Here is an 11959-nt window from a genome sequence, read left to right on the forward strand (position 1 = left end):
GGGCAGCGGAGCAGTGACGGCCCAGGCACCGCAGGCGGGAAGCGTGGGCGCGGGCCCCCGGACGGGACCGGCCACGGCGTCAACTGAGCGTCAGCTCCCGCAGGCCCGCCGCGTAGCGGCGGAGCACCGCGCGGGCGATCAGGGGGTGGTCGGCCAGCGGGGCGGTAACGGCCCAGGCGCCGGAGGCGGGGAGGGCGGCAGTGAAGCGGCCCGGGGCGAGCAGGTGGGCGGCGACCGCGATCCGCCGGTGGCCGGCGGTGCGCAGGTCGGCCACCGCCTGGGGGACGGTGGGGCGGGCGGCCGAGCAGTAGGCCGTGCGGACCGGGACGGTGCCGCCGAGCAGGTGCGCCAGCCGGTCGGCGGCGGCGAGTGCGCCGTCGTTGCCCCCCAGGCGGGTGGACCCGGCGGCGGCCACCACCACGGCGTCGGCCGGGCCGCCGGCCCGCTCCTCGGTCTCCCGCAGCCGTCCGTACAGGGCCAGGCCGACCGACTCGGCCGCGCCGCTCAGGCCCGGGGTGACCACGGCCCGGACCCCGGTGGCGGCGGCCACCACGGCCGGGACGTCCACCGCCCGGTGGAAGCCGTCGCCGAGCAGCAGCGGCACCACCACCGCCTCGGCCCGCGCCCCGCTCTCCGCCCCTGCCCCTGCCCCTGCCCCTGCCCCTGCGTAGCCCGCCAACCGTCCGAGCAGCTCGCCCAGCGAGGGCCGCTGCACGTCCAGGTGGCCGACCAGCGGCTGACTTCCCGTCAGCGCGGCCAGCCGGGAGCACAGCCGGTCCACCGTCCGCACCGCCGCCGGCGCCGCGCTGCCGTGCACCGCCAGCACCAGCGGCGGACCGCCCCGCCCGCCGACCGGCAGCGGCCCCGGCTCACGGATCTGCGCGAACACGTTCATCCGATCCTCCTCACCTCCAGGCTAGGTAGCCCGCCCCCGCTCCGGACCGGCCGAAGGTCCCCGCCCGGCGGTCCACTCCTCGGCGTGTCACCCGGGCCCAAAGTCCCTCCTGCTGGGGTCCTTTACGGGTGGGAGCCGCCACTGCCCGGAACTACGGTCGGAGACAGGAGCACCCGCGCAGGAGGAGCACGCAGATGACCGCCAAGACCCTGGTCCTCGTCGGACACGGCATGGTGGGCCAGCGCCTGCTGGCCGCGCTGGCCGAGCGCGGAGCCTTCGAGCACGACTGGCGGGCCGTGGTGCTCGCCGAGGAGCCCCGCCCGGCCTACGACCGGGTGCACCTGACGGCCCGCTTCACCGGCAGCACGGCCGACGAACTCACCCTCGCCGAGCCGGAGTTCTTCACCGAGCACGGCATCGAGCTGCACCTCGGCGACCCGGCCACCGCGCTGGACACCACCCGGCGCACCGTCACCACCGCGAGCGGCCGGACCGTCGGCTACGACGCCCTGGTGCTGGCCACCGGCTCCTACCCCTTCGTCCCACCGGTCCCCGGCGCGGACGCCCCCGGCTGCTTCGCCTACCGCACGCTGGAGGACGTCGAGGCCATCACCTCCTACGCCGGGGCCGGCGCCCGCACCGGCGTGGTGGTCGGTGGCGGCCTGCTCGGTCTGGAGGCGGCCGGTGCGCTGCGCAGCCTCGGACTGCGCACCGCCGTGGTCGAGTTCGCGCCCCGGCTGATGCCGCTCCAGCTGGACGAGGGCGGCGGGGCCGCGCTGCGCGGGGCGGTCGAGGGCATGGGCATCGGCGTGCACACCGGTGTCGGCGCGCAGCGGGTCGAGCTGGGCCCCGACGGCGCCCCCGAGGCGCTGCGGCTGAGTGACGGTCAGCTGGTCGACGCGGACCTGGTGGTGTTCTCCGCCGGGGTCCGCCCCCGGGACCGGCTGGCCCGGGAGGCCGGGTTGCTCTGCGGCGACCGGGGCGGCGTCGCGGTGGACCGCCACTGCCGCACCACCGATCCGGCGGTCTACGCCGTCGGCGAGTGCGCCCAGACCTGCGACGGCAAGGTCTACGGCCTGGTGGCCCCCGGCTACCAGATGGCCGAGGTGGTGGCCGACCAGCTGCACGGCGGCGGCGGGACGGTCTTCGAGGGCGCTGACACCGACACCAAGCTCAAGCTGCTCGGCGCCGACGTGGCCAGCTTCGGCGACCCGTTCGCGGCCGGCGGCCGCGCGGTCGAGGTGCAGTTCTCCGACTCCGGCTCCGGCGTCTACAAGAAGCTGGTGCTGGGCCCGGACGGCCGGCTGCTCGGCGGCATCCTGGTCGGCGACGCCGCCGCGTACGGGCTGCTCCGGCCGCACACCGGCACCGAACTGCCCGCCGCCCCCGAGTCGTTCCTGCTGCCGGCCGGGGAGGGAGCGCCGCCCGGGGCGGAGCTGCTGCCCGACACCGCAGTGGTGTGCAGCTGCCACAACGTCACCAAGGGCGCCGTCCGGGCCGCCGTGGCGGAGGGTGTCACCGACCTGGCCGAGCTGAAGGCGTGCACCAAGGCCGGCACCGGCTGCGGCGGTTGCACGGGCACCCTGCAGTCCCTGCTGGACGGCTTCGGGGTGGAGCGCCGTCCGGGCCTGTGCGAGCACTTCGCGCTCTCCCGGTCCGAGCTCTACCGGGCCGTGGCGGAGCGGGGGTTCACCTCCTTCGCCGAGGTCATCGCGGCGCACGGCAACGGCGCCGAGGACGGCTGCGCGGTCTGCAAGCCGGTGGTCGGCTCGATCCTGGCCACCCTCGGCCCCGAGCTCGGGCTGCGGCACGTGCTCGACCCGGGTCAGCGCGGCCTCCAGGACTCCAACGACCGCTACCTGGCCAACCTCCAGAAGGACGGCACCTACTCCGTGGTGCCGCGCATCCCCGGCGGCGAGCTGACCGCCGAGCAGCTGATCGTGATCGGCGAGGTGGCCCGGGACTTCGGCCTGTACACCAAGGTCACCGGCGGCCAGCGGATCGACCTGTTCGGCGCCCGGAGCGAGCAACTCCCGGCGATCTGGCGGCGGTTGGTGGACGCCGGCTTCGAGTCGGGGCACGCCTACGGCAAGTCGCTGCGCACCGTGAAGTCCTGCGTGGGCAGCCGCTGGTGCCGCTTCGGCCAGGGCGATTCGGTGCAGCTGGCGATCGACCTGGAGCTGCGCTACCGGGGCCTGCGCACCCCGCACAAGGTGAAGGGCGGCGTCTCCGGCTGCCTGCGCGAGTGCGCGGAGGCCCGGGGCAAGGACATCGGTGTGATCGCCACCGCCAAGGGCTGGAACCTCTACGTCGGCGGCAACGGCGGCACCACCCCCCGGCACGCCGACCTGCTGGCCGCCGACCTCTCCACCGAGGAGCTGCTCCGGCTGACCGACCGCTTCCTGCTGTACTACGCCCGCACCGGCGAGCGGCTGGAGCGGACCGCCGCCTGGCTGGAGCGGCTCGGCCTCGACCACGTCCGCGCGGTGGTGGTCGAGGACTCGCTCGGGCTGGCGGCCGAGCTGGAGGCGCAGGCCGCCCGGCACGTGGCCGCCTACCAGGACGAGTGGGCGGCCGTACTGGCCGACCCGGCCAAGCTCCGCGCCTTCGCCCCCTTCGTCAACGCGCCCGCCGACCCCGTGACCTTCCTCGACACCCCGACCGTCCCCGTCCTCCAGGAGCAGTGATGAACCGCACCGGCCAGGTCCAGGTCCGCGCCACCGACGGCACGTGGGTGACCGTCTGTGCCTACCAGGAGCTCGAACCGTCCTGCGGGGCCGCCGCCCTGCTCCCGGACGGCGAGCAGGCCGCCGTCTTCCGCACCCCCGGCGGCGAGGTGCACGCGGTCGGCAACCGCGACCCGTTCTCGCACGCCGACGTGATCGCCGACGGCATCACCGGCAGCGTGGACGGGGTCCCCACGGTGGCCTCCCCGATGCACAAGCAGACCTTCGACCTGCGCACCGGCACCTGCCTGGACGACCCCGGCACCGCCCTGCCGGTCTACCCGGTCCGGGTGCGCTGACCGGCCCCGCGCCCGACCGTTCGGGCCATCGCCTCCCGAGGCCCCTGGTGGTTGACCAGGGGCCCCGGGTGCACGCTGGAGGGGTCCCCGGTACTGGGAGGTGAGCGGGATGGAACCGCAGGCGGAGTTCGGCCCCGAGCGGTACGCGAAGAAGCGGCCGGTCGGCGGGCCACGCGGGTTCTGGCAGGTGGTGGAGGACGTGCAGCCGGCCACCGTGGCCGTCCTGGTGGCGCTCTCGCTCGGGCTGGTGCTGGTCGCGGTGCAGATGGGCGGGAACGCCGTCGCCCTCGCGGTGATCAGCGCGGTCTGGGCGGTCACCCTGTTCGCCCTGGCCGGCTGGGCCGGGCACCGGGTCGAGCAGCGCGCGGCCGGACGGCACCGGATGGGGTGAGACCGCGTGCGGGAGCCCCGGCGGCAGTGCCGCCGGGGCTCCCGCACGTCCGGGTCAGGCCGCTCGCTCCCGGCGGGCGGTGAACCAGTACGCCGCCCCCACCAGCACCGCGCCGCCGACCACGTTCCCGGGCACCACGAAGAGCAGGTTCCGGGCCAGGTCGCCGGCCGAGGCCCGGCCGTCGGTGATCGCCAGACCGTAGAGCGCCATGTTCGCCACGCAGTGCTCGAAGCCGATCGCCACGAAGGCGAAGACCGGCCACCAGACGGCGGCCGTCTTGGCGGTGTCGCCGCGCATCCGGGCCACCATCCAGATCGCCAGGCAGACCAGCAGGTTGCAGAGCACCGCCCGGGCGAACAGCTGACCCCCGCTCAGGCCCTCCTTGGCGGCGATCAGTTCGCCCAGCATCCGCCCGGCGGGCGCGCCACCGAGCAGCCCGCCCGCGTGCACCAGGGCGGCCAGGCCGAACGCGCCGGCCAGATTGCCCGCCAGGGTGTACAGCCAGACTCGGGCCAGCGCGGCCCAGCCGGTGCGCCCGGCCAGCCTGCCGACCGCCATCACCATCGCCGCGCTGGTGAACAGCTCGGCCCCGGCGAACACCACCAGGATCAGGGCGACCCCGAACACCGCCCCCTCCAGCAGCTTCACCGCCGGTGAGTGCGCCAGCTCGAAGGGGGCCGCGACCGAGAGCAGCAGCACCTCACCGAGGGCGATGTAGGCGCCCGCCTGCACCGCCGAGACCAGGTACCGGCCGGGTCGTCGGCGGGAGGCTGCGGCCTTCTTCTCCGCCTGGGCCAGCAGGTCGTCCAACGCGTGCGCGGGTGAGTGCGGCATGTCTCCCACCCTCCTGCTCCGCGGGCCCGCGCCGACCTGCCGAAGGTCACCGATCCGGGTGCGCTTCGTCCCTCCTCCCGGGTGCCCCGCCTCACCCGGCCGGTCCACCGGGCGCGCGGAGCCGACGCACCGTCAGTAGCTTGCGAATCAGTCGAGCACGGAGGAGTGGGCCGGTGGCACAGCGTCAGTCGGTGGCGGTACGGGCTTCGCTGGTGGCCACGGGGGCGTGCGTGCTCCTGCTGGCGGCCATCGTGCTCGGCAGCCGCGGCCTCAGGGACTTCGACTCCGCCCTGGTCCCGTACGCGGTGGCCACGGTCTTCCTGACCTTCGGGGTGGTCTACCGCTACGTGGTCTGGATCTCCGCGCCGGCCGCCCGCCGGCTGTTCCGCCAGGGCTGGCGCTCGGCGCTCTCCTGGGAGAACCTGCGCAAGGCCCCGACCGCGCTGCCGAAGATGATCGTCACCTACCTGGGCTTCCAGAAGTTCCTCGGCGCCCGCTCGCACGCGCGCTGGGTGGCCCACCAACTCATGTTCTGGGGCTGCCTGCTGGCCGCCGCGATCACCTTCCCGCTGACCTGGGGGTGGTTCACCTTCACCGCCTCCAGCGCGGCCGGCCCCGGCTACGAGATGCGGATCTGGGGCTTCAAGGTGCTCGGCTTCGCCTCCGACTCCTTCCTCGGCTGGTCGATGTACCACGGCCTGGACCTGGCGGCCGTGCTGGTGATCGCCGGGGCCGGCTACTTCCTCTGGCGCCGGATGCGCGACCGCGCGGCCACCACCGGGCAGCGCTTCGGCTACGACTTCGTCCCGCTGCTGGCGCTGATCACCATCTCGGTGACCGGCCTGCTGCTGACCTTCTCGTCGGTCTTCCTGCACGGCGGCGGCTACGAGTTCCTGGCCCTGCTGCACATGGCCTCGGTGGTGCTGACCCTGGTCTACCTGCCGTTCGGCAAGTTCTTCCACATCGTGCAGCGCCCGGCGGCGGTCGGCATGCAGCTGTTCAAGTACACCTCGAAGAAGAAGGACCCCGAGGGCCCCGACGACCTGTTCGCCTGCCGGAACTGCGGCGAGCCGATCGACACCCCCGAGTACGTGGCCAACCTGCGCTCCACCATGCAGGACCTGAAGCTCGGCTTCGACCAGTGGGCGGAGTACTGCCCGCGCTGCAAGCGGGTGCTGCGCGGCGGCGCCTACCTCTCCCAGGTGAAGAAGGGCTTCGACCGTTGAGCGAGCGTGTGGACCCGACCGTCGCCCCGCGCGGCACCCGGAACTTCCGGGACGCCGGCGGGCTGCCCGCCGCCGCCTGGCGGGCCGACCAGACCGAGCAGACCCTGGTGCCCACCCACTGCTGCTTCTGCGGCGTGCAGTGCGGGATGTACCTGCGGGTGGACAGCGGCGGCAAGGTGTTCGGCGTCGAGCCGCGCAACCACGACATCAACCGGATGCGCCTGTGCCCCAAGGGCATCAACGCCTACCAGCAGGTCAACCACCCGGACCGGCTGGCCTCGCCGCTGATGCGGCGCAGCCGGGACGAGCCCTTCCGGCAGGTGAGCTGGGAGCAGGCGCTGGACCACACGGTGAGCGAGATCCGCCGGATCCAGGCCGCGCACGGGGCGGACGCCTTCGGCCTGCTCGGCGGGGCCAGCCTGTTCTCCGAGAAGACCTACCTGGTGGGCAAGTTCGCCCGGGTCGCGCTCAAGTCCCGGCACGTGGACTACAACGGGCGGCTCTGCATGGTGAGCGCGGCGGGCGCCAACAAGCTGGCCTTCGGGATCGACCGGGCGGGCAATCCGTTCTCCGACATCCTGCGGACCGACTGCCTGCTGATCGCCGGCTCCAACGTCGGCGAGTGCTTCCCGGTGATGACCCAGTACCTCTGGGGCGCCCGGGACCGGGGCGCCAAGCTGATCGTGGTCGACCCCCGGGAGACGGCGGTGGCCCGCACCGCCGACGTGCACGTGGCGCTGCGCTCCGGCACCGACGCGGTCTTCTTCAACGCGGTGCTGCACGTGGTGATCGAGGAGGGCCTGACCGATGACGCCTTCGTCGCCGAGCACTGCACCGGCTGGGAGGAGCTGAAGGCCACCGTCAAGGCCTACCCGCCCAGCCGGGCGGCCGAGGTCTGCGGCATCCCGGAGTCCCAAGTGGTCGAGGTGGCCCGGATGTTCGGCTCCGCCGGGAAGGCGATGGCCTGGCACGCGCGCGGCATCGAGCACCACACCCAGGGCGTGGAGAACTGCCTGACCGTCATCAACCTGTGCGCCGCCACCGGCAACCTCGGCAAGCCCGGGGCCGGCTACGGCACCATCACCGGCCAGGGCAACGGACAGGGCGGCCGGGAGCACGGCCAGAAGTCCGACCTGCTGCCCGGCGGGCGCTCCATCAACGACCCCGAGCACCGGCGGCAGATCTGCGAGATCTGGGGCATCGAGGAGTCCGAGCTGCCGAAGGCCGGCACCTCGATGATGGAGATGGTCTGGCAGATGCAGCGCCAGGAGATCCGCGGCCTGATCGGCATCTGCAACAACCCCTTCGTCTCGCTGCCCAACTACGCGGTGGTGAAGGACGGTTACGACACCCTGGAGTTCCACGCCCAGTTCGACTTCTTCCTCTCCGAGACGGCGCAGAACGCGCACGTGGTCTTCCCGGTCACCACCTGGGCCGAGGACGAGGGCGTGATGGCCAACGCCGAGGCCCGGGTGGTGAAGCACAACAAGGCGCAGGAGCCGCCGGCCGGGGTGCGCACCGACACCTGGGTGATGTGCGAGCTGGCCCGCCGGCTCGGGGTGGGCGACAAGTTCGACTTCGCCGGCTCCGAGGAGGTCTTCGAGGAGCTGCGGATCGCCTCCCGGGGCACCGTCAACGACTACTACGGCATCACCTACGAGCGGCTGGAGGAGACCGGCGGCATCGCCTGGCCCTGCCCGGACACCGACCACCCGGGCACCCCGAGGCTGTTCGAGGGCGGGAAGACCTACCACGCCGACGGCAAGGTGCACCTCCAGACGGTCGAGTGGCACCCGCCGGCCGACCCGTACGACGAGAACTTCCCGATGACGCTGACCACCGGCCGCACCGTGGCGCACTTCCTGTCGGGCAATCAGACCCGGCGCCTGGGCGCCCTGGTGGAGCAGACCCCGCGCCCCTGGGTGGAGATCCACCCCTCGCACGGCTTCCGCACCGGCGATCCGGTCCGGGTGGTCACCCGGCGCGGGGAGTCGGTGCTGCCCGCCCTGGTCACCGAGGCGATCCGGGCCGACCACGTCTTCGTGCCGTACCACTGGCCCTCCCCGGTCGCCGCCAACGCGCTGACCATCGACGCCCTCGACCCGCGCTCCAAGATCCCGGAGTACAAGGTCTGCGCGGTCCGGATCGAGCGGGCCGCCGACCTGGACGAGGTGCCCGCGCCGCCGACCCCGCCGGGCCGGGAGGCGTACCCCGAGGCCCAGGCCTCACGGACCGACCCGCTGCCGCCGACCTCACCGCAGGGCCGCGGCACCGCGGAGAGGAGCTGACGCCATGCTGGGACGCACCATCTTCATCGACCCGGGCCGGTGCATCGGCTGCCAGGCCTGCGTCTCGGCCTGCCGGGAGTGCGACTCGCACCGGGGCAAGTCGATGATCCACCTCGACTACCCCGACGAGGGCCACTCGGCGGCCTCGCTGCCGACGGTCTGCATGCACTGCGAGGACCCGGTCGCCCCGTGCGCGGAGGTCTGCCCGGCCGACGCCATCCTGATCACCGCCGACGGCGTGGTCCAGGAGGCCGACCCGACCCGCTGCATCGGCTGCGCGAACTGCGTCAACGCCTGCCCGTTCGGGGTGCCCAAGATCGATCTGGAGGCCAAGCTCCAGATGAAGTGCAACCTCTGCTACGACCGCACCAGCTACGGCCTGGCCCCGATGTGCGCGACGGTCTGCCCGACCGGGGCGCTGTTCTACGGCACCGTCGAGGAGCTCCAGGCGGAGCGGCCGAACGTGGACGTCTCCACGCTCTTCGCCTTCGGCGACGTGACGGTCTCCACCGGCGTCGCCATGGTGGTGCCCGCCGAACGCCGGGAGGGCACCACCGGCGCGGGCGCCTTCGACGGCGCGGCCGTCCCCGGCGGCTACCCCGCGCTCAACGTGATCGAGGTCAACGGGCGTGCCACGCCCGGGAACGGAGCACTGTGACCAGCCCTCAGGCACCGGAGTCGACGGAGCTCTCCGACCGCTCCGAGGAGCACGCCGCACTGGTGGACCGGATCAGCGCGGACTCGCTGACCACCCGCCGGGACTACCTGCGGATCGTGGCCACCGTCTCGGGTGGCCTGGTGGTCGGCTCGACCGTGGTCTCGGCCGGGGTGCTGCACCGGCACGGCGACGGCACCGCTCCCCCGCTCAAGGTGGCCGAGAAGCTGGCCCGGGGTCAGGCGGTGGCCTTCAACTACCCCGGCGAGCACGACCGGGCGATGGCCATCCGGCTGATGGACGGCACGGTGGTGGGCTACTCCACCGTCTGCACCCACCTGGCCTGCGGGGTGCTCTGGCGCAAGGAGCGCGGCAGCGAGGGCGAGCTCTACTGCCCGTGCCACGAAGGGGTGTTCAGTGCCCGGACCGGCGAGGTGACGGCCGGGCCGCCGCCCCGCCCGCTGCCCCGGGTGGTGGTGGTCGAGGACGAGCAGGGCGCGGTCTGGGCGATCGGCACCGCACGCTCCGGCGAGACCGAACGGGCCGGGCTCTGCCGGGGCCTGCGCGACTCCAACCCGGTGCTGGCCGAACGGGCCGGCTGCAACGCCGAGGGGGCGTCGTGACGACCCCTCAGGACCGGGACCCCCGCCCGCCGGCCGGCGAGGGGCCGCACACCTACCCGGTGGACTACCACCCGGGCAGCGAGCAGCCCCGGCTGAACCGTCCGGTCCCGGAGCGCTACCCGCAGATCCGGGCCACCAGCGGCTACGCCGACCCCCGGGTCACCCACACCGGCCCCGGGCCGGGCGCGGGCACCGAGCAGGAGCCGGAGCGCTCGGCGATCCTGACCGCGCGTCTGGTGCTGGCCATCACCGTGGTGATCGGCCAGCTCTGGGCCCTGACGGTGGCCACCAACGCCTGGATGAAGGGCGAGACCACCACCGCCTGGTGGTGCACCGGTTTCTCGGCGGCCTCCTTCCTGGTCGTCCTGCTGGCGTGGCGCATCTCGCCGCGCGACCACTGAACCACGGTTAGGGACGGCTGAGTTGAGCACACTCGACGAGAAGGCCCGCAGTCACCGCCGGGACAGCTACCGCCCCGGCAGCACCATCTCCCGCTGGGAGCCGGAGGACGAGTCGTTCTGGGCCGCGACCGGCGCCAAGGTGGCCAACCGCAACCTCTGGGTCTCGGTGCCCGCCCTGCTGCTGGCCTTCGTGGTCTGGCAGGTCTGGTCGGTGACGGTGGTGCAGCTGAGCAAGGTCGGCTTCACCTTCAGCGACTCGCAGAAGTTCTGGCTGACCGCCATCCCGGGCCTGACCGGCGGCTTCGGACGGCTCGTCTACACCTTCGTCGGCCCGGTGGTCGGCGAGCGGAAGTGGACGGCGTTCTCCACGATCATCCTGATCGGGCCGCTGCTCTGGCTGGGCTTCGCGGTCCAGGACACCTCGACCCCGTACTGGGAGATGGTGGTGATCGCCGCGCTCTGCGGCATCGGCGGCGCCAACTTCTCCTCCTCGATGGTCAACATCGGCTTCTTCTACCCCAAGGCGAAGAAGGGCAACGCCAACGGCATCAACGGCGGCCTGGGCAACCTCGGCGTCAGCGTGGTGCAGCTGGTCGCACCGATCGTGATCACCGCCGGCCTGCTCGGCCCGCCGGCCGGCGGGCCGCAGAAGCAGAAGGACGGCACCGAGGTCTGGCTGCAGAACGGCGCCTTCCTCTGGGTCCCGCTGCTGGTGGTGATGGCGGTGGCCTCCTGGTTCCTGATGAACGACCTCAAGGTCGCCGCCGCGCCGTTCTCCAAGCAGAAGATCATCTTCAAGCGCAAGCACAACTGGCTGATGACCCTGCTCTACGTCGGCACCTTCGGCTCCTTCATCGGCTTCGCCTCCGCCCTGCCGAACCTGATCAACACCACCTTCACCCCGATCGACTCCGCCTACTCCGCCACCACCTACGCCTGGGTCGGCCCCTTCATCGGCGCCCTGACCCGCTGGCTGGGCGGCTGGATCGCGGACAAGACCGGCGGCGCCTGGTGCACCATCATCTCCTTCGTCGGGATGGGCATCTCGATCGTGGTGGTGATCAACGCCCTCCCGGCCGGCGGCGACCAGGGCAACTTCTGGGTCTTCTACACCGGCTTCCTCTGCGCCTTCTTCTTCTCCGGCATCGGCAACGGCTCCACCTTCCGGCAGATCCCGGTGATCTTCCTCAACCAGCACCGGGCAGCGGCCGGCCCCGACCCGGCCGCCCAGGAGGAGGCCCGCCACCAGGCCGAGATGGAGGCCGGCGCCGTCACCGGCTTCTCCGCCTCGATCGCCGCCTTCGGCTTCTTCTTCATCCCCGCGATGTTCGCCCTCTTCCCCGTCACCAGTTCGCTCTGGGTCTTCGTCGGCTTCTACGGCGTCTGCCTGGTGGTCTGCTGGTGGTTCTACGCCCGCAAGGGCGCCGAGGCCCCCAGCTGACACCGGCCCGGCTGCGCCGTCGGTGCTCTCCGTGGTGGGGGCGTCACGATTTCCGTCCGCCCGCCCCGATCGCGTAGAGTCTGCGACGTCAGCAGGCGCCGCTAGCTCAGTTGGTTAGAGCAGCTGACTCTTAATCAGCGGGTCCGGGGTTCGAGTCCCTGGCGGCGCACAGACAGCCGG

At 72.9% G+C, this 11959-nt stretch carries 11 protein-coding genes and 1 tRNA gene; 10 read left to right on the plus strand and 2 right to left on the minus strand.

Features of this window, described 5'->3' with window-relative positions; translation table 11 throughout:
- Positions 1-79: 79 nt before the first annotated feature.
- Entirely contained in the window at positions 80-895 is an 816-nt protein-coding gene (locus tag ACIRBX_RS38420) for a sirohydrochlorin chelatase (RefSeq protein WP_402305175.1), read from the minus strand.
- A gap of 194 nt (positions 896-1089) precedes the next feature.
- Between ACIRBX_RS38420 and nirB the strand changes: the two genes are divergently transcribed.
- The 3 genes from nirB (at position 1090) to ACIRBX_RS38435 (ending at position 4311) form a co-directional block, all read left to right on the plus strand.
- Complete coding sequence (gene nirB / locus ACIRBX_RS38425; protein WP_402305177.1) at positions 1090-3582, plus strand: nitrite reductase large subunit NirB; 2493 nt, start codon at positions 1090-1092, stop codon at positions 3580-3582.
- A complete protein-coding gene (gene nirD / locus ACIRBX_RS38430; RefSeq protein ID WP_402305179.1) occupies positions 3582-3920 on the plus strand; it encodes a nitrite reductase small subunit NirD in 339 nt (112 codons plus the stop codon). The genes nirB and nirD overlap by 1 nt, the downstream gene beginning before the upstream one ends.
- Positions 3921-4029: 109 nt before the next feature.
- Positions 4030-4311 carry a hypothetical protein gene (locus ACIRBX_RS38435; RefSeq protein ID WP_402305182.1) on the plus strand — a complete coding sequence of 94 codons (282 nt, stop codon included), beginning with the start codon at positions 4030-4032 and terminating at the stop codon, positions 4309-4311.
- A gap of 54 nt (positions 4312-4365) precedes the next feature.
- On the opposite strand, the gene ACIRBX_RS38440 is transcribed toward ACIRBX_RS38435, so the two are convergent.
- Positions 4366-5145, minus strand: a complete 780-nt coding sequence (locus ACIRBX_RS38440; RefSeq protein WP_402305185.1) for a formate/nitrite transporter family protein — start codon at positions 5143-5145, stop codon at positions 4366-4368.
- A gap of 173 nt (positions 5146-5318) precedes the next feature.
- Between ACIRBX_RS38440 and ACIRBX_RS38445 the strand changes: the two genes are divergently transcribed.
- From ACIRBX_RS38445 to ACIRBX_RS38475, 7 genes are all read left to right on the plus strand, one after another.
- A complete protein-coding gene (locus ACIRBX_RS38445) occupies positions 5319-6371 on the plus strand; it encodes an MFS transporter (RefSeq protein WP_402305188.1) in 1053 nt (350 codons plus the stop codon).
- Positions 6368-8659, plus strand: a complete 2292-nt coding sequence (locus tag ACIRBX_RS38450; RefSeq protein ID WP_402305191.1) for a molybdopterin oxidoreductase family protein — start codon at positions 6368-6370, stop codon at positions 8657-8659. The genes ACIRBX_RS38445 and ACIRBX_RS38450 overlap by 4 nt, the downstream gene beginning before the upstream one ends.
- Before the next feature lie 4 nt (positions 8660-8663).
- On the plus strand, positions 8664-9317 hold the full coding sequence (locus tag ACIRBX_RS38455; protein WP_402305193.1) for a 4Fe-4S dicluster domain-containing protein: 654 nt from the start codon (positions 8664-8666) through the stop codon (positions 9315-9317).
- Positions 9314-9937 (plus strand): ubiquinol-cytochrome c reductase iron-sulfur subunit, encoded by a 624-nt coding sequence (locus ACIRBX_RS38460; RefSeq protein WP_402305196.1) that lies wholly within the window; start codon positions 9314-9316, stop codon positions 9935-9937. The genes ACIRBX_RS38455 and ACIRBX_RS38460 overlap by 4 nt, the downstream gene beginning before the upstream one ends.
- A complete protein-coding gene (locus ACIRBX_RS38465) occupies positions 9934-10338 on the plus strand; it encodes a DUF6755 family protein (RefSeq protein WP_402305198.1) in 405 nt (134 codons plus the stop codon). Before ACIRBX_RS38460 ends, ACIRBX_RS38465 begins: the two co-directional genes overlap by 4 nt.
- A gap of 22 nt (positions 10339-10360) precedes the next feature.
- Entirely contained in the window at positions 10361-11779 is a 1419-nt protein-coding gene (locus ACIRBX_RS38470; protein WP_402305200.1) for a NarK family nitrate/nitrite MFS transporter, read from the plus strand.
- Positions 11780-11874: 95 nt separating this feature from the next.
- A tRNA-Lys gene (locus tag ACIRBX_RS38475) sits at positions 11875-11948 on the plus strand.
- Positions 11949-11959 lie beyond the last annotated feature (11 nt).

Origin of the sequence: Kitasatospora sp. NPDC096147 (assembly GCF_044763225.1) — a bacterium.
Taxonomy (GTDB): domain Bacteria; phylum Actinomycetota; class Actinomycetes; order Streptomycetales; family Streptomycetaceae; genus Kitasatospora.

Coding starts and splice junctions, on each gene's coding strand:
- nirB (WP_402305177.1), top strand. CDS start 1,090: ATGACCGCCAAGACCCTGGTCCTCGTCGGACACGGCATGGTGGGCCAG.
- ACIRBX_RS38435 (WP_402305182.1), top strand. CDS start 4,030: ATGGAACCGCAGGCGGAGTTCGGCCCCGAGCGGTACGCGAAGAAGCGG.
- ACIRBX_RS38420 (WP_402305175.1), bottom strand. CDS start 895: ATGAACGTGTTCGCGCAGATCCGTGAGCCGGGGCCGCTGCCGGTCGGC.
- nirD (WP_402305179.1), top strand. CDS start 3,582: ATGAACCGCACCGGCCAGGTCCAGGTCCGCGCCACCGACGGCACGTGG.
- ACIRBX_RS38455 (WP_402305193.1), top strand. CDS start 8,664: ATGCTGGGACGCACCATCTTCATCGACCCGGGCCGGTGCATCGGCTGC.
- ACIRBX_RS38440 (WP_402305185.1), bottom strand. CDS start 5,145: ATGCCGCACTCACCCGCGCACGCGTTGGACGACCTGCTGGCCCAGGCG.